Origin of the sequence: Achromobacter sp. Bel (genome assembly GCF_012928505.1) — a bacterium.
GTDB lineage: Bacteria > Pseudomonadota > Gammaproteobacteria > Burkholderiales > Burkholderiaceae_B > Achromobacter.
The window spans coordinates 18,295-34,410 of the sequence record NZ_JABBJN010000010.1 but is presented as its reverse complement, the minus strand read 5'-3'; the positions used below and the strand labels follow the sequence as shown (position 1 = coordinate 34,410).

At 65.0% G+C, this 16,116-nt stretch carries 13 protein-coding genes, 1 tRNA gene and 1 pseudogene; 9 read left to right on the top strand and 6 right to left on the bottom strand.

Annotated features, from left to right (window positions below; all coding sequences use genetic code 11):
* The first annotated feature begins 53 nt into the window (after positions 1-53).
* A complete protein-coding gene (locus HG262_RS08825) occupies positions 54-938 on the top strand; it encodes an NmrA family NAD(P)-binding protein (RefSeq protein WP_169270640.1) in 885 nt (294 codons plus the stop codon).
* A gap of 193 nt (positions 939-1,131) precedes the next feature.
* Here HG262_RS08825 and HG262_RS08820 read toward each other — a convergent pair.
* Together HG262_RS08820 and HG262_RS08815 are read right to left on the bottom strand one after the other, a co-directional pair.
* A tRNA-Lys gene (locus HG262_RS08820) sits at positions 1,132-1,207 on the bottom strand.
* A 164-nt stretch (positions 1,208-1,371) separates the two neighbouring features.
* On the bottom strand, positions 1,372-2,118 hold the full coding sequence (locus tag HG262_RS08815; RefSeq protein ID WP_169270738.1) for an SDR family oxidoreductase: 747 nt from the start codon (positions 2,116-2,118) through the stop codon (positions 1,372-1,374).
* 115 nt (positions 2,119-2,233) lie between these two features.
* Between HG262_RS08815 and HG262_RS08810 the strand changes: the two genes are divergently transcribed.
* Both HG262_RS08810 and HG262_RS08805 read left to right on the top strand, forming a co-directional pair.
* A complete protein-coding gene (locus tag HG262_RS08810; protein ID WP_169270639.1) occupies positions 2,234-2,878 on the top strand; it encodes a TetR/AcrR family transcriptional regulator in 645 nt (214 codons plus the stop codon).
* 10 nt (positions 2,879-2,888) lie between these two features.
* Entirely contained in the window at positions 2,889-4,484 is a 1,596-nt protein-coding gene (locus HG262_RS08805; RefSeq protein WP_169270638.1) for a sensor domain-containing diguanylate cyclase, read from the top strand.
* Between the two features lie 60 nt (positions 4,485-4,544).
* On the opposite strand, the gene HG262_RS08800 is transcribed toward HG262_RS08805, so the two are convergent.
* Positions 4,545-6,629, bottom strand: a complete 2,085-nt coding sequence (locus tag HG262_RS08800; RefSeq protein WP_169270637.1) for an AsmA family protein — start codon at positions 6,627-6,629, stop codon at positions 4,545-4,547.
* A gap of 357 nt (positions 6,630-6,986) precedes the next feature.
* Here HG262_RS08800 and HG262_RS08795 point away from each other — a divergent pair, with 357 nt between their 5' ends.
* Positions 6,987-8,942, top strand: a complete 1,956-nt coding sequence (locus tag HG262_RS08795) for an LTA synthase family protein (protein WP_169270636.1) — start codon at positions 6,987-6,989, stop codon at positions 8,940-8,942.
* On the opposite strand, the gene HG262_RS08790 is transcribed toward HG262_RS08795, so the two are convergent.
* Positions 8,896-9,531 (bottom strand): DNA-3-methyladenine glycosylase I, encoded by a 636-nt coding sequence (locus HG262_RS08790; protein WP_169270635.1) that lies wholly within the window; start codon positions 9,529-9,531, stop codon positions 8,896-8,898. The genes HG262_RS08795 and HG262_RS08790 overlap by 47 nt on opposite strands.
* Before the next feature lie 149 nt (positions 9,532-9,680).
* On the opposite strand from HG262_RS08790, the gene HG262_RS08785 reads away from it, so the two are divergent.
* Complete coding sequence (locus HG262_RS08785) at positions 9,681-10,142, top strand: YkgJ family cysteine cluster protein (RefSeq protein WP_248293294.1); 462 nt, start codon at positions 9,681-9,683, stop codon at positions 10,140-10,142.
* Positions 10,143-10,237: 95 nt separating this feature from the next.
* On the opposite strand, the pseudogene HG262_RS08780 reads toward HG262_RS08785, so the two are convergent.
* Together HG262_RS08780 and HG262_RS08775 are read right to left on the bottom strand one after the other, a co-directional pair.
* A pseudogene (locus HG262_RS08780) lies at positions 10,238-10,966 on the bottom strand (alpha/beta fold hydrolase); the annotation flags it as partial.
* A 199-nt stretch (positions 10,967-11,165) separates the two neighbouring features.
* Positions 11,166-11,942, bottom strand: a complete 777-nt coding sequence (locus HG262_RS08775; RefSeq protein WP_169270634.1) for an AraC family transcriptional regulator — start codon at positions 11,940-11,942, stop codon at positions 11,166-11,168.
* 108 nt (positions 11,943-12,050) lie between these two features.
* Between HG262_RS08775 and HG262_RS08770 the strand changes: the two genes are divergently transcribed.
* The 4 genes from HG262_RS08770 to HG262_RS08755 all read left to right on the top strand — a co-directional run bounded on the left by HG262_RS08770 (position 12,051) and on the right by HG262_RS08755 (position 16,060).
* A complete protein-coding gene (locus HG262_RS08770; RefSeq protein WP_169270633.1) occupies positions 12,051-12,491 on the top strand; it encodes a transcriptional repressor in 441 nt (146 codons plus the stop codon).
* The gene (locus HG262_RS08765; RefSeq protein WP_169270632.1) at positions 12,488-12,907 is read left to right on the top strand and encodes a hypothetical protein; all 420 of its coding nucleotides are present in this window, start codon (positions 12,488-12,490) and stop codon (positions 12,905-12,907) included. Before HG262_RS08770 ends, HG262_RS08765 begins: the two co-directional genes overlap by 4 nt.
* A 422-nt stretch (positions 12,908-13,329) precedes the next feature.
* The gene (locus HG262_RS08760; protein WP_169270631.1) at positions 13,330-14,256 is read left to right on the top strand and encodes a LysR family transcriptional regulator; all 927 of its coding nucleotides are present in this window, start codon (positions 13,330-13,332) and stop codon (positions 14,254-14,256) included.
* A 187-nt stretch (positions 14,257-14,443) separates the two neighbouring features.
* Positions 14,444-16,060 carry a methyl-accepting chemotaxis protein gene (locus HG262_RS08755; RefSeq protein WP_169270630.1) on the top strand — a complete coding sequence of 539 codons (1,617 nt, stop codon included), beginning with the start codon at positions 14,444-14,446 and terminating at the stop codon, positions 16,058-16,060.
* The last annotated feature ends 56 nt before the right edge of the window (positions 16,061-16,116 follow it).

Genomic DNA, 16,116 nt, shown 5'->3' with positions numbered 1-16,116 from the left:
GCCACTGCTTCGGTGCCGCGCCACTTTATTTACCCATGTAAGGAGAATGAGCAATGTTTGCGATTACGGGAATCACGGGCAAGGTCGGCGGCGCAGTTGCCAGCCAACTTCTCGCGGCAGGTCAACCGGTGCGTGCCGTTTTGCGCGACGTAGCACGAGCAGGTCCGTGGGCAGAGCTTGGCTGTGAAATCGCGATGGCTCGCATGGAAGACGCTGCATCGCTCACCGCTGCGTTCGAAGGCGCAAAAGGTGTTTTCATCCTGCCCCCTTCGGAATTCGATCCAGAGCCTGGATTCCCCGAGGCGCGGGCGGTGATCGACGCCGTGTCGAAGGCGATTATGAAGGCTAGGCCCGAAAAAGTGGTCTGCCTGTCGACGATCGGAGCCCAAGCGCAGGAAAGCAATCTGCTCACTCAGCGCACATTGATGGAGCAGGCACTACGCAAGATGCCAATGCCGGTGACATTCCTGCGCCCGGCCTGGTTCATGGAAAACGCGGCATGGGACGTCGCGTCCGCGCGTCGCGATGGTGTGATCGCCAGCTACCTGCTGCCGCTCGACAAGCCCGTACCGATGGTCGCTACCGCGGACGTCGGCCGCGTTGCGGCCGAACTTCTCCAACAAACGTGGGGCGGCGTACGCATCGTCGAACTGGAAGGCCCGCGTCGGATATCGCCCAACGATCTCGCGTCGACTTTCGCTCGCGTGCTCGATCGCCCTGTCCACGCCGAGGTCGTCGACAGGCAGACCTGGGAAGCACTGTTCCGCTTACAGGGCATGAAATATCCGCTGCCACGGATGCGCATGCTGGATGGATTCAACGAAGGTTGGATCGATTTCGAAGGGCACCTTGATGGAATAGCCCACGGCGATATCGAGCTTGAGAAGGTGCTGGGCGAGCTTGTGTCGACATCTACGGCGTACTGCGTGAAGAACTAACATTGAATTCGTCGCTGTGCGATTCAATGAACTGATAGGCATGTCGTACGTTGCTGGGCGCCGTGGTTTTGGACATGGTGGCCCCTTTGTGCCGGCCCACGCGAACACGGTCAAGTTTTGGTCAAGCTCGAGCCAAAACGAAAAACGCCACTCCGAAGGAGTGGCGTTATGCGCTTGATTTAACAAGGAATTCTGGTGGGCTGTGAGTGGCTCGAACACTCGACCTACGGATTAAGAGTCCGCTGCTCTACCAACTGAGCTAACAGCCCTGCAATCCACTCATTTCCGATTCGTTTTCAACTGCGCTGAACCGTTGCCGGTGCGGTGCTGCTGCCTGCGTTTCGTTATGTGTGTAGTGCGAAGAAGCAAGATTATATGTAGGTTTTTTGGTTTGTGCAAGTCATGTGCCAAAAAACTTTTCAGGCCCCTTGCATCAGGCGGCGTAGCCGCCGTCCACGGCCAGGCGCGCTCCCGTGATGTAGCGCCCTTCGGGGCCCGCCAGGAAGGCCACCATCCCGGCGATGTCGCGGGTTTCTCCATAGTGCGGCAAGGACAGCACGGCCACCAGTTCGCCCGCGCGTTCGCCATCAGCCGGATTCATGTCCGTGTTGATCGGGCCGGGATGCACCACGTTGACGGTGATGCCGCGCGTGCCCAGGTCGCGCGCCAGGCCTTGGGTCAACCCGATCAGCGCGGACTTGCTGGCCGAATACAGCGCCACGCCGGCGCGGCCCGCGCGGACTGCCAGGCAGCTGCCGATATTGATGATGCGCCCGCCGTCCGGCATCGATGCCTGCGCCGTGCGGATGGCGACGAAAGGCGCGCGGACGTTGATGTCCATCGTCCGCTCGTAGTCGTCCACGCTGGTATCCCCGATCAGGCCCGCGACGAAGATTCCGGCGTTGTTGACCAGCACGTCCACGGGGCCCAGTTCCTTGATGGCAGCTTCCACCGCCTGCCGTACCGCCAGCGCGTCTTCGGAATCGGCCTGGATCGCCAACGCGCGGCGCCCGTCCATGCTCAATTCCTTGGCGAGCGCTTGCGCGGCGTCGGCGGAGGATGCGCTGACATAGGTGAACGCCACGTCGGCGCCCTCGCCCGCCAGCCGCCGCACGATGGCCGCGCCGATGCCCCGGCTGCCGCCCGTCACGAATGCCACTTTTCCCGTCAGGTTGCCCATCATTCGTCCTTAATTTGTAGTGATCAGTACAAATATCATCGTCGCACCGCCTGCCTCTCGTCAATCATTTTTTTATCGTTCAACACAAAAATACTGTGACAGGTAAAATCGCCAGATGGCAGAACGTGGGCGCCCCCGGAACTTCGACCGGGCCCAGGCCTTGCAAAAGGCCATGGAAGTGTTCTGGTCGAAGGGATATGAAGGAGCTTCGCTAACCGATCTGACGGAAGCGATGGGCATCAACTCGCCCAGCCTTTATGGCGCATTTGGCTCAAAAGAAGGGCTATTTCGCGAGGCCGTCGAGCTCTACCGCGAAACAGAAGGCGGCTCGTCCCGCCGCGCGTTGCAAAACGCGCCCACCGCGCGCGACGGCATCCAGTCCATGCTGATGGCTGCGGCCGAACGCTTCACTGCCCCCGGCCAGCCCCCAGGCTGCATGATCGTGCTGGGCGCGCCGTCGGGCAGCGTCAACCACGCCAGCGTCGGTGGCTTCCTGTGCGACAACCGCCGCGACATGCAAGGCCGCATCCTGGCTCGCCTGAACACGGGCGTCGCCCAAGGAGAATTGCCGGCCGCCGCCGATACGAAGAGCCTTGCGGCCTTCTACACAACCGTGCTGCACGGCATGTCCATCCAGGCACGCGACGGCGCCAGCCGCAAGACCCTGCAAAGCGTGGCGCGCCAGGCCATGTGCGCCTGGGATGCCCTGACCGGCGGCCTGCCGCTTTCCGGCCTTCCCCCGGGCAGCGCCCGCAACTGACGGATACCCCATGTTCCGCCTTGACCTCCGGCGCCTCATCCTGTGGATCAGCCTGCTGTCGGTCATATTGGTCTTGGCCGGCGGGCTGCATGCCAGTTATCTGGTGCAACGCGACCTGCTGCTGCACAACGCGCTAGAGGTCAACCGCGTCTATGCCTCCAAACTGGCGTCCACCACCGATGTCTTCCTCAACGATGTGCGGCGGTACCTGGCATACAGCGCCGACATGCTGGCCGACATGGAGACCCGCCCCGCGCTGATGGCCGAGGAGACGCGCCGCCAGCAGGAGCAATTCGGCCATTTCAATTCCAGCATCATCGTGTCGCCCGAGGGAAAAGTAATAGCGGTGTCTTCCGCCTATCCGGAATTGCTGGGCCAGCAGTTGAGCAGCGACGCCTCCAAGACCGCCCTGCGCACCAAGCAGCCGATCATCAGCGAGCCCTATCAGACCCGTACCGGCCGCTGGCTGATCCTGTATTCGTATCCCATCTTCTCGCACGACTACCGCTACCTGGGCTACATCGCGGGCACGCTGTACCTGCATGAAGACAACGCGCTGGACCGCCTGCTGGGCCAGCATTTCTACCGCGACGACTCATTCCTGTATGTGATGGACCGCAACGGCACGCTGATCTATCACCCCGATCGCAGCCTGCTGGGCCACAAGGCGCCCGACGATGACGTCTTCGCGGCCGCCCTCCGGGGCGAAACCGGAGAACGGCGCTTCACCGACAGCGAAGGCCGCGACATGCTGGCGGGCTACGCGCCGGTGCCCAGCACCGGCTGGAGCATCATCGCGCAGCGTCCGGTGGCCAGCACGCTGCATCCATTGAGCGATCTGGTCATGGCCACCGCGGAAAACGCCCTGCCGCTGCTGTTGCTGTCGGTGGTGTTGATCTGGCTGTTGTCTCGCTGGATCGCGCGGCCGCTAGGAGAGTTGGCCGGCATCGCCCGCCATATGCAGGACCCGGACTCGGCCTCTCGCATCCGCGATGTCCGTTCCTGGTATTTCGAAGCCGCGCAGCTCAAACGCGCACTGCTGATGGGGTTGGCATCGATCCATCACAAGATCCGCGACCTGCGCCGCGAAACCACGACCGACACCCTGACGGGCCTGCTCAACCGGCGGGGCCTGGACGAGGCGCTGGCGATGTTGCAGGCCGACGAGTCCCCGGTTGCGCTGATGATCATCGATATCGACCACTTCAAGCACATCAACGACCGATACGGCCACACCGCCGGCGACCGCGCCTTGCAAGCCCTGGCCACGTTGATGAGTGAAGGCTCGCGCAGCGGCGACACGCTTGCGCGCTCCGGCGGAGAAGAATTCGTCATCCTGATGCCCGGCGCATCGCTCGCCGCGGCCGTCTCCGCCGCCGAGCGCCTGCGCCTGCGGCTGGCCTCGCAGCCCGCCCCCGGCGCCATCGGCTCGCCCATCACCGTATCGGTGGGCGTGGCACGCTACCCCGACCATGGCGCCACGCTGGACGCCGTCTTCCAGCGTGCCGACCAGGCGCTCTACTACGCGAAGAACCACGGCCGCAATGCCGTGTGCGCCGCGGACGACGACGTGCGCGACGGTTCGCGCCGGGTGTCGCCGGGCTGACCGGGCAAATCCTCGCGGGTGTCCGCGCCGGCGTCCCCCGGGCCCTCGCCCGGCCTCCCTTTACTTCCCCTTGGGCGCGGCGGGCGCCGGCGCCTTGGGCGGCTTGCGCATCTGCTCCAGCAGCGGAGCGCAGGCGTTCTCATCGGTCGTACTGGGCGCGATCAGCGCCAGCAAGCCGGCAGCGGGCGTCAACAGCACGCCCAACGCCACCATGCCCGCGCCGCGCGCCGCCAGCGGCAGCACATGCACGCCCACGTCCGGCGAACCGAAGGTGCCGCGCACATACAGCGGAGAACGCAACGAGAAGATGCGGAATCCCTTGCTGTCCGGCGTAATGTCCATATCCATCGTTTCATTCTTGAAATCGGCGGTGCCGGTGATGCTGATCAGCGCGTTCTCGGTATCGAACACGAACACGCGCGGCGTCATCACGCCGTTCTTCATGGCGAGGTCGGCGGCCCCGCAATTGATTTTCACCTCATCGTCGCCGAACAGTTTGGACATCACGTAGTTGCCCACGTTCAGCCCCGCGATCTCCATCAGACTGCGGCTGATGACGCCATCGTTGACCAGCATCTTCACGTCGCCCGTCGCCGAGCCCAGCAATGCGGCCACCGAATTGCCAGCGCCGCTGATCGCCATGTCGCCGTTCAGTTCGCCCAGCGTCTTCTGCATGGCCTCCGTCGCCGGGAACAGTTGCTTGAGCCGCAGGCGGCGCGCACGCAGGTCGACGCGCCCCGTCAGCGCTTCGCTGGCGCCGTCCAGCTTGATGGTGCCGTTGATATTGCCGCCGGCGATGCCGAACCGGAACGGGTCCAGCGTCAGCTTGCCGTCTTGCAGCACCACATGCACGGACAAGTCGGATAACGGCAGCTTGCTGTCGTGCACGATGCGCCCGGCATCCAGGCTGACGTCGGCGTCCATATCGCGCCAGCGATCGGTGCGGAAGGCCTGCGTGGGCAGCACCTTGCCGCCCTTGGGCTTGGCCGGCGCATCCTTGGCGCGATCGGCCGGCACCGCCGGCGTGCCGCCCGCGGGCACGCCGATCAGCGGCCCCAGGTCGACCATGCGCAGCTGCGTCGACGACAATTTTCCGGTCAGCTTCGGCCGCGGCGCGCCCAACGCGAAGGAAATGCCGCCATGCAGGTCGCTGTTGCCCACTTTGCCGTTGAAATCCTTGTAGTCGAACACCGCGCCGCCGGGGTTCTTCAACTTGGCGACCAGATGCCCGTCGGTGGAATAAGGCGGCGTGTCCGGCAGGGTCACCCCCGTCAGCGGATAAAGCTGCGCCATCGAGGCGCCCGACAATTTCAGCCGCAGATCAAGGGCGCCCAGGTTGGCCGGATCCGTCAACGTCCCCGTCACCGCGGCCTTGGTGCCCCCGACCGCAACCTCCGCCTGCACGGGGAACGGCTGCCTCGCGTCTTGCAAGGCCAGCATCCCGCCCACTTTGCCTTCTCCCTTGGTGGCCAGCCCCTTGAACTTGCCGTCCACCTTCCAGCCAAACACGTAATCGCGGGGCGCGGGCGCGGCCCCGTCTTCCGGCACGAACGCGGCGCCGGCCACATCCGCGAACGGCACCGGTTTGCCCAGCGGATCCACCAGCACGGTCAGGTCGGCCTTGAGGATCTCGTCGACCAACCCGACCCGCCCCTTGTCGAATCCGATTTCATTGATGTCCAGCACCCAGGGCGAGGGCTCACCGGTATCGGGCAGGGTGAAGACCCAATTGGCACGGCCGTCGGCCACCCTTTCCAGGTCGGCGGCGGGTTCGGTCAACTGGATGCGGCGGATGACGACCCGCTGGTTCAAGAGCGGCAGAAGCGCCAGGCTGAACTCGCCGCGCTTGAGCGTGGCGAAATGGGGGGCCTTCGCCCAGGGCGCGTTGCCGACCGAGATGTCATTGGCGATAACGTGCGGCCATGGCAGCCAGGCCCGCCACCCGCCCGCATCAGGCTCTCGTTCCCATTTGACGCTCAGGTCGCCATTGATGGCGAAGGGACGCCCGATGGCGGCGCTGGCGCGCTCGTTGATCATGGGTTTGGCCCGGTTCCAGTCGAAAGTGGCGATCACCACTCCCAGCACCAGCACGACGAGGGCCAGACCCCCTACAATCCCGATCGCTATTTTTCTTGTGCGCGTCATGGTTTTATCCTTGGCGTTGTGGCCGGCCTACCGCCGCCGGCCCTCTGTTAGCTGCAAGGGTATCGCGGCCTACTGCAAGGGTTAAGCCAACCGGCCCCATAATGTGTGCGGATCTTTCCGCCCGCGAAGCGCCCGGGCGGCCCGCGCCGTGTGGCGGCCCATCGCCGCCCGCGGGTTTGCGCAGCACGCCGTGTTCCCGGCACCGGCGCTCGGAAGTTACAAAAAGAAATGGCTAGGTCCACCGGAAAGTGACCGGATTTCGGTAACTCATTGAATTTTCAACGCGCCCCCTGCTCCAATGCGCGGACGAGCGATTCCGCCCCACCGGGTGGGATAGCAGAACAACCTGGAGGCCCGATGCGGCATTCAACCTTGATTTTCGTGGTCGCGGCGTTTGCGCTGCTGACGCTCAGCCGCCTGGCGCTGGCCGCCTGGCAATGGCAGCGCGTGCGCAATGCCGGCGGGCTGTTCCCGCTGCTGCTGGGCGGCTTGCGCATCGACGCCCATCAGATCGCCGTGTTGGCCGCGCTGCCTGCCGTGCTGTCGCCGCTGCTTGGGCACTTCCCTATCGCCGCGACGATCGCGGGGTATTGGTATCTGGCGGCCTTCATCCTGCTGGCTTTCCTGGAGGTCGCCTCGCCCCCCTTCATCCTGGAATATGACACGCGGCCCAACCGGCTGTTCGTGGAATACCTGAAGCACCCGCGAGAAGTCTCCGGCATGCTCTGGCGCGGATACAAGCTGGCGCTGCTGGGCGGCCTGGGCGGCGTGGCCGTGATCGGCTGGCTCGCGTATGGCCTGTTCGGCTACGCCCAGCCCGACGCGCCACTGACCTGGTGGCAGATGCCGCTTGCCAGCGTGGCCATCCTGGCCATCGTCATCCTGGCGATCCGAGGCACGCTGGGCCATCGCCCCATCAACCCGTCCTCGGTCGCTTACAGCTCCGACGGCATGCTCAACACGCTGGCCTTGAACTCGCTCTACAACGTGTTCTACGCGATCTACAGCATGAAGAACGAGAAGTCGGCATCGGACGTGTATGGGGGCATGGACGATGCCAAGATGCACGATCTGGTGCTGGCGCAGTCCGGACTGCCCAATCCCCCGGCCAACCCCGACTACCCCAGCCTGCACCGCCAGACCGCCACGCGCAAGACGCCGCGCCCGCTCAACCTGGTGATCATCCTGGAAGAAAGCCTGGGCGCGCAGTACAGCGCCGACCTGGGCGGCGCCAACCTGACGCCAGAGCTGGACGCGCTGGCGCGCGAGTCCTGGACCTTCACGCGCGCCTATGCCACGGGCACCCGCTCGGTGCGCGGGCTGGAAGCGGTGGTCACCGGCTTCCTGCCCACCCCGGCGCAGGCCGTGCTGAAGCTGCCTCGTTCGCAACGCGGCTTTTTCTCGCTGGCCGACCTGCTGGGCCGCCACGGCTATCACTCGCGTTTCATCTATGGCGGCGAATCGCACTTCGACAACATGAAGGGCTTTTTCCTGGGCAACGGCTTCAAGCAGATCGTTGACCGCGCCGACTTCGTGGACCCCGCCTTCGTGGGCACCTGGGGCGCGTCGGACGAAGACATGTTCACCCAGCTGGACCGGCTGCTGCGCGAAGACGCCGACCAGCCCACCTTCACGCTGGCGTTCAGCGTGTCGAACCATTCGCCATGGGAGTACCCCGCCGGCCGCATCCAGACGGAAGGCAACCCGGCCACCGTGGAAAACACCGTGCGCTATGCGGACTGGGCCCTGGGCCGATTCTTCGAACGCGCCAAGGCGTCGCCCTATTGGGAGAACACCGTCTTCCTGGTGGCCGCCGACCACGATTCCCGCGTGTTCGGCGCCAGCCTGGTGCCGGTGCGCCACTTCCACATCCCCGCCGTGATCCTGGGCGCGGGCATTGAAGCGCGCCGCGACGACCGCCTGATCAGCCAGATCGACCTGCCGCCGACCTTGCTGTCGCTGATCGGCGTGGATACCGAGCACCCGATGATCGGCCACGATCTGACGCGCAGCACGCCGGGCCGCGCCATCATGCAGTACGACAGCACCTACGGCTATCTGAAGGAAAACGATCTGCTGGTGCTGGCGCCCAACAAGACGCCCGTGCAGTACCGCTACACCGCGCCCGAAGACTACGCCCCCGTGGCGTTGAACCCGGAGCTTGCGACCGAAGCGCTGGCGCATGCGCTGTGGCCCAGCTGGGCCTACCGCGAAGGCCGCTACAGCCTGCCGGGCGTTGTGCCCGAATCGGCCGCCGCGCCCACCGCTACGCCGGCCGCCGGTCCGCCGGCCGCCGGACCGCCGGCCGCTTGAAGTCCTTACGCGCTTTTTCGCTCAGCGCGTGGCAATGGCACCCCGGGTTGTGATCGTTCACCATGCCCACCGACTGCATGAACGCGTAGACGGTGGTGGGCCCCACGAACTTCCAGCCCAGCTTCTTCAATGCCTTGGACAAGGCGAGGGATTGTTCAGACGTCGACGCGCCCAAGATGGAGGGCGCACCCGCCGGGGCTTCGAAGCGCCAGAAGAACGCCGCCAGCGAGCCTTCTTTTTCAATCATTTCCAAGGCGCGGGCCGCGTTGTTGATCACGGCTTCGATCTTGCCGCGATGCCGGACGATGCCGGCGTCGGCCAGCAAGGCCAGCACCTGCTTTTCACCGAACCGCGCCACCTTGGCGGGGTCGAAATCAGCGAAACCGCGCCGGAAGGCTTGGCGCTTGTTCAGGATGGTGCGCCAGCTGAGGCCTGACTGGAAACCTTCCAGGCAAAGCTGTTCGAACAAGGCGCGGTCCTCGCCTTGCGGGCGGCCCCATTCCGTGTCGTGATAGGCCATGTATTCGGTGGACGTATCCACCCAGCCGCAACGGGCCAGGCCGTCGGGGAAGTCGGTTTTAGCGTTCAAGGCATTGCTCCAGGCGGCAGTCAGGCCACCGATGCTACCCCAGCAACGTCCCCGAAAAAAGTCGTAGCGGCCGCCGTCCGAATCCCGCTACTATTTGCGCCCTGATCCCGCGCCGGCCGCGGCCTGGACAGGCTTTCTAATCCATCCCCATGTCCCTGCTCGAGACCGCTGTCCTGACGTTCGTTTCACCCGCCGTGCTGGCCGGTGACAACCCGGACGCAAACCCCTGCCTTGATTGCGGAGCCTGTTGCTCGCACTTCAGGGTATCGTTCTATTGCGGTGAACTGGCAGGCGAAAACGGCGGCCATGTCCCCGTGGAACTGGTCACTCAGATGAGTCCGCTGCGGGCCTGCATGAAGGGCACCGAGATGGGCGGCGGCCGCTGCATATCCCTGCGCGGTGAACTCGGCCAGCCCGGCATCCACTGCGCCATCTACGAAAACCGCCCCACGCCTTGCCGGGAATTCGACATCTGGATGCCGGATGGCTCGCCCAACCCCGATTGCCAACGCCTGCGGATAGGACTCGGCTTGCCGCCGGTGCCACCGCGCCCCGATGCGGAAAACGATCCGCAAGGCCCGCTGCTTCCGGACCAGCCCGCCGCGGCCTGAGCCGGCACATCGGCCACCGCTGGCCGCTTGCGCATCCGCACCAGCCCGGGATCCTTGCCCAGAAAGGCCAACACGTCACGCATGACGCGGTCGCGCTCGTGGTCGACGCAGATCATGTGATAGCTGTCTTGCAGCATCACCACCGTCGCGCCGGGAATGCGCGCCCCCAAGAAGCGCGCTGACCGCGGGCTGGTCAGTTCGTCTTCTTCGGCATGCATGATCAACGTCGGGCAATTCAGTTGCTCAAGCCCTTGCTGGACCATGCCGCGCAGGCGGTCTACCTGCCGCACGCAAGCCAACGGCACCCACTGGTAGTGAAACCCGTCGCCGCGCGCGAATCCCGCCTTGATAAAGGCGCGCACCAGCTCGCTTTTCACGCCGTAGGGGTCCTCTTCCTGAACCCGGATGCGCCGCGGCATGCCCGGCACGTGATACAGCAGATACCGCAACCCGCGATACCACGGCGTGCTCCAGCCATCCAGGAACACGGGCGCCGACAGCGCTACCAGCGCGCCGCGCGTGTGCGATTCGCGCTTGCACAGTTCCACGGCCAGCAACGCCCCCAGGCACATGCCGATCACATGCACCACCTCGTACTGTCCGCACAGCTCGCGATAACGCCGCGTCACCACGCCCATCCAGTCTTCCACCCGCACGTCCAGCAGGTCTTCCGGTTGCCCGGCGTGGCCGGGCAACGTCACGCCGTGCGTCTCCACGCCTGCGCGCGCCAGCACCTTATGCAGCGAGCCCATATCGAATTCCGTGCCGCCCAACCCATGGATAAGCAGCGCGCCGGTGCGCCGCGGCCTCAAAAGGTCATTCATCTCTCACCTCAAGAACATCTCGGGCGGGCGATCAAACCTTTGCCCACCCCGTGACGCCATACTAGGGACAGGGCGCAAATGAAGATCCGCAAAAATGTCGGAGAAACGTGAAGATGCGTAAAGGCGGAACGGCCGCGGCCACAACGGCGGCATTGGCATTGACCACGGCAACAGCGGCGGCAAAGGCCGCCGCGCGCGGCTAGCGGTCCGCCAGGTAGCGGGTCGGCGTCATGCCGAAAGCACTGCGGAAGCTGCCGATGAACGCGCTGGTACTTTCATACCCCACCGACAGCGCGGCCTCGGTAACCGACCCGCCGCGGCTCAGCATCTCCAGGGCACGCAGCAATCGCGCCTGCTGCCGCCATTGCCCCAGCGTCACCCCGGTCTCCTGGCGGAAGCGGCGCATCAGCGTCCGCGACGACATGTTCAGGCGCTGCGCCCATTCGTCGATGCCGGCGGTATCGTCAGGGGTGTCCAGCAGCGTATTTGCCAGGTCCTGCAAGCGCGGGTCGGCAGGCATCGGCAGCAGCTGCGGGGCATGCTCGCGGTGCTTGAGTTCTTGCAGCAGCACCTCGAACAACTGCTCCTGGTAGGCGCCGGAAACCGCGCCGTCGTGGTTGCTCGTGAACCGGTCGATCAGCGCTTCGATCAGCTTGGACGACGGCCAGGAACGGCAGTGCGCCGGCAACTGGTCGCAGACGTCGCGCCGCACATACAGGAATGAACCGCGCGCATCGCCGAACCAGCGCGCCCCATGCGGCGTGCCCGGCGGGATCCAGCCCAGGCTGCCCGGCATCACCGTCCAGACCTCGGCCCCGGCCTGCACCACCACCAGCCCCTCGTGCACCAACACCAGCATGCCCTCGTCATGCACGTGCAAAGGCACCGCGATGCCTTTGGTTTCGCGGCGCCCTTGCACGCTGAACGGCGTCAGCAGTACGTCGGGAAGCGGGTCGGCGATAGCCACATGAAGCATGGTTGGCAGGTTTGAGCTACAGGTTGACGGGTTCCCGTTAGCGGGTTCAGTTGAAAATGTACATCATTCTCATCAGTCGGGCATCAGCCCCCCGAACGGAGAAACCACATGGACACCACGCGGCTGCGCGACGCCGGCATCAAAGCCACTTTCCCCCGTCTGAAAATCCTGGACATTTTCTACCAGCACGCCAATCAGCACATGAGCGCAGCGGACGTCTACCGCAACCTCATCTCGGACCACAGCAGTATCGGCCTGGCGACGGTTTATCGCGTCATCACGCAACTTGAGGACGCCGGTCTACTCAAACGTACTCAGCTCGACGCGCACATCACGGTGTTCGAGCTCAACGACAAAGGGCACCACGACCACCTGGTCTGCACGCATTGCGGGCAGATCCTGGAATCCAGCGATCCCGCCATGGCGCAATTGGTCAGGAAGATCGCCAAGCGCAGCGGCTTCGCGCTGGACTCCTACAGCCTGGTGCTCTACGGCGGCTGCGGCTGCAAGCCGGGCGCGCCCGTTCATCCCCACGGAGATTTCGAATGAACCGCGAACAATTTTTCTTCCACGACCTGTCCCACTTCCCCATCGTCACCGCCAAGCACGGCAGCGCGCCCAAGGGCTACTCGGCCAGCTGGATCCGCGAAATGGAATTGCTGGTGGACAACCCGCAGACCTTCGTCATGGTCGTGCCCGATATGCGCCAGGAAGCTGCCCATGACGACCGCAAAGCCATGATCGAATGGCAGACCACCAACATGTCGCGGTTGAAGGCGCGCTGCCGGGCCTTCATCGCCGTCGAACGCGATACCGGTGCGCTGGACAAGATCCGCAAGCAGGGCGAAAAAATGGCGCGCGCGTTCGGCATGCCGTTCCTGGCGGTGGCCACCCCCGGCGAAGCGATGCAATGCGCGCGCGAACTACTGGGCCATAGCGGCCCCGGCGGCTTCGTCGTGGACTGAGCTGACCACCGGGCCCATTGCTGCCATGTCATCCCACGCGCCTCCGGGCGCGTTTTGCATTTCCGGGCCCGGTCTGCGTCGCCGCTGAACGGAGGCGCGCCGCGATTGCCGAAATTAGAATGCAATATTGATAAATTTGCGATTGTGGCAAAAGGTGGAGCTGGAATAAATTCCACCCCTGGCCCATCCGCCCGTCCCGCCACGTCGGGGCTGGCGTCCTGGCGCGCCGGACTCTCCGGATGACGCTTGTCGGCCTATCCATGGCGCAACCCGCCATCGCTTCCCTGGTCCGTACCTGTTGGCCTGCGCGTTCACAAGACGCCGTGGCGGACGGCTATCCCACTGCCATCCGCCTTTCGCGCGCTATTTTTGCGGCTGCCAACCGCCTGGACTCGACATTGAGATTTACGGCATTCACATCAATGAAGCGATTCCAATTCGATAGCACCGCGCTTCGTTATTTCCTGACCGTCGTCGACACCGGGTCCGTCAATGGGGCGGCCGCGCGCCTGAACGTGGTCAGTTCCGCCGTCAGCCGCCAGATCGCCGGCCTTGAGCAGCGGCTGCAGAACCAACTGTTCGAGCGCCACCCCAAGGGCATGCGCGTCACGGAAGTTGGCCGTATCCTGGCGGACCATGCGCGCCGGGTCGAAGCCGACGCCGCCCGCACCTATGCCGAGATCGGCGGGCAGCACGGCCGCTTTACGCAGACGGTGAAAATTGCCGGCGCCCATGGCTTCGCGGCCCAGGCGCTGCCGCCTAAATTCGCCGCCTTCCAGGCCGAGCACCCTTCCGTGCGATTCAACCTGACCATCCTGGATGCCGGGCTGGTCACGGAACGCGTGCGTTCGGCGCAGGCGGATATCGGTATTACATACAGCCACGCGGCCGAGAAGGACATTGCCGTGATCTTCGCGCGCCCCGCCGAGATCATCGCGGTGATGCGGCCCGGCCATCCGCTGGCGGGCAGCGGTGCGCAGCGCGTGACGCCTCTGTTGTTGACGCAATTGTCCGCTTACCCCTTGGCCTTGCCCGAAAGCGGCAGCGCCTTGCGCCGGGTGCTGGACATGGCGTCCAGCTTGTACAACACCACGCTGTCGCCGGCCTTTACCTCCAATCACCCAGAAGCCGTCTACCACTATCTGCTGACGGGCGATGCCGTGACCTTGTGTGCGCGCCTGACGGCCGCCGAACATCTGGCCTCGGGCCGGTTGGCCTGCCGCCCCGTGGACGACGCGCTGCTCAATGGCGGGCAGATCCAGGTTCAGACACACGTTTCCCGGCCGCTGCCGGACGCCGCCCAGCGCTTCCTGCGCTTTCTGCGCAGCGACACCCCCGCCCTGTTCTGATCGCCCCGGTATACCGGGGCATAAGGCTTCGCCCTGAAGCCTGCCGGCGACGCGTTGCCGAAACCAGAATGCCCCTGTGAAAAATGATCAATTGTTAAAATTGTAATTCAAACTTACATTTGGCTCGGGTTTACCACTAGATCACGGCTGCCGGCCTCGCTGGCCGCCTTATGCAGGAGCCTTGCGCATGCTTAAGAACCTGAAAATCCGAACCGGACTGCTCGCGGTCCTGGGCCTTTTCGTGCTGGCGTTGGCTTGCGCCACCGGCATGGGCTGGGCGTTCGCCCGAGCGGCCGACGACGCCGTCGACAGCCTGAACCGCGTCGCCACCGAACAGACCCGCCCGCTCTACGAAACCCAGGTGCTGTTGCTGCGCACCCGCATCACGCTGGTCGCCGCCTACCTGGATGTGCAGGCTGGCCGCAGCGCGCAGGCCCAAGCCAGCGTGGACCAGGCCGCCAAATTCCTGGCCGACGCCCGCCAACGCTACGACACGTTCCAACGCGTGCCGAAAGTCACGGATGCCGCCCGGAAACTGACGGCCGACCTGGATGGCATTTTCAACGCCTATGTGCGCAGCATCGATGCGCTGGGCGAGGCCCTGCAAAAGCAATCCGCGGAACGCTATGTCACCGCCGTCGCCGACGCCCGCGCCGCCGACGCCCGATTCGAAGAACGGGTTGTCGCCTTCCTGGCTCACACCGAACGGCGCGCCGCCCAGATCAACGACGCTTCGGACCAGCGCTACAACCTGGCCGAACTGGCCACGATCATCATGCTGGCCCTGGCGGTCGTCCTGGCCGCCGGGTGCTGGCGCTTCATCCGCCGCCAGGTGCTGTCGCCTTTAAAGGATGCCGCGCAGCACTTCGACCGCATCGCCTCGGGCGACCTGACCCAACGCGTGGCCGTCGGCGCCCACAACGAGATCGGCGTATTGTTCGCCGCGCTCAAGCGCATGCAGGACAGCCTGACCCGCACGGTCGCCGAGGTGCGGCGCAGCGTGAACGAAATCAACACGGGCGCGGCCGAGATCTCGTCCGGCAACACCAATCTGTCATCGCGCACGGAAGAGCAGGCCGCCTCGCTGGAAGAAACCGCGGCCAGCATGGAAGAACTGGCCACGGCCGTGAAGCAGAACACCGAACACGCCCACCAGGCGAACGCGCTGGCGGCCGAAAGCCGCGGCGTGGCGCTGCGCGGCGGACAAGCGGTGGATCAGGTCGTAGAGACGATGACACGCATCTCGGACAGCTCGCGCCGCATCGCCGAGATCGTGTCGGTCATCGACGGCATCGCGTTCCAGACCAACATCCTGGCGCTGAACGCGGCAGTGGAAGCCGCCCGTGCGGGCGAACAAGGCAAGGGTTTTGCCGTCGTGGCGGGCGAGGTCCGTTCGTTGGCGCAGCGTAGCGCGCAGGCCGCCCGCGAGGTCAAAGGCCTGATCGAACAATCCACCAGCAACGTGGACAGCGGCGCGGCCCAGGTGCGCCAGGCAGGCGAAACCATGCAGGAGATCGTGGCGTCGGTGCAGCGCGTCACGCAGATCATGGCCGAGATCACCGAGGCGTCCACCGAACAATCCATCGGCATCGACCAGATCAACCGCGCCGTCACGCAGATGGACGACGTGACCCAGCAGAACGCCGCGCTGGTGGAACAAGCCGCCGCCGCCGCATCCTCGCTGGAGGACCAGGCCAAGCGCCTGGCCGCCACCGCGGCCTTCTTCAAGGTGCCGTCCGAAACCGTCATCGACATGACGGCCGAGACCGCGCCGGTCGCCCTGCGCCCCGCCTACGCGGCATAGCGGGCGTCGGCCAGTCCTCATGCGTTCGGCGGACGCCTGAAGGATTAGGGCGATAC

Excerpts from the sequence above, each read along its gene's own strand:
- HG262_RS08770 (WP_169270633.1), top strand. The coding sequence starts at position 12,051 with ATGGACACCACGCGGCTGCGCGACGCCGGCATCAAAGCCACTTTCCCC.
- HG262_RS08755 (WP_169270630.1), top strand. The coding sequence starts at position 14,444 with ATGCTTAAGAACCTGAAAATCCGAACCGGACTGCTCGCGGTCCTGGGC.
- HG262_RS08825 (WP_169270640.1), top strand. The coding sequence starts at position 54 with ATGTTTGCGATTACGGGAATCACGGGCAAGGTCGGCGGCGCAGTTGCC.
- HG262_RS08810 (WP_169270639.1), top strand. The coding sequence starts at position 2,234 with ATGGCAGAACGTGGGCGCCCCCGGAACTTCGACCGGGCCCAGGCCTTG.
- HG262_RS08795 (WP_169270636.1), top strand. The coding sequence starts at position 6,987 with ATGCGGCATTCAACCTTGATTTTCGTGGTCGCGGCGTTTGCGCTGCTG.
- HG262_RS08765 (WP_169270632.1), top strand. The coding sequence starts at position 12,488 with ATGAACCGCGAACAATTTTTCTTCCACGACCTGTCCCACTTCCCCATC.
- HG262_RS08775 (WP_169270634.1), bottom strand. The coding sequence starts at position 11,942 with ATGCTTCATGTGGCTATCGCCGACCCGCTTCCCGACGTACTGCTGACG.
- HG262_RS08815 (WP_169270738.1), bottom strand. The coding sequence starts at position 2,118 with ATGGGCAACCTGACGGGAAAAGTGGCATTCGTGACGGGCGGCAGCCGG.
- HG262_RS08785 (WP_248293294.1), top strand. The coding sequence starts at position 9,681 with ATGTCCCTGCTCGAGACCGCTGTCCTGACGTTCGTTTCACCCGCCGTG.
- HG262_RS08760 (WP_169270631.1), top strand. The coding sequence starts at position 13,330 with ATGAAGCGATTCCAATTCGATAGCACCGCGCTTCGTTATTTCCTGACC.
- HG262_RS08805 (WP_169270638.1), top strand. The coding sequence starts at position 2,889 with ATGTTCCGCCTTGACCTCCGGCGCCTCATCCTGTGGATCAGCCTGCTG.
- HG262_RS08800 (WP_169270637.1), bottom strand. The coding sequence starts at position 6,629 with ATGACGCGCACAAGAAAAATAGCGATCGGGATTGTAGGGGGTCTGGCC.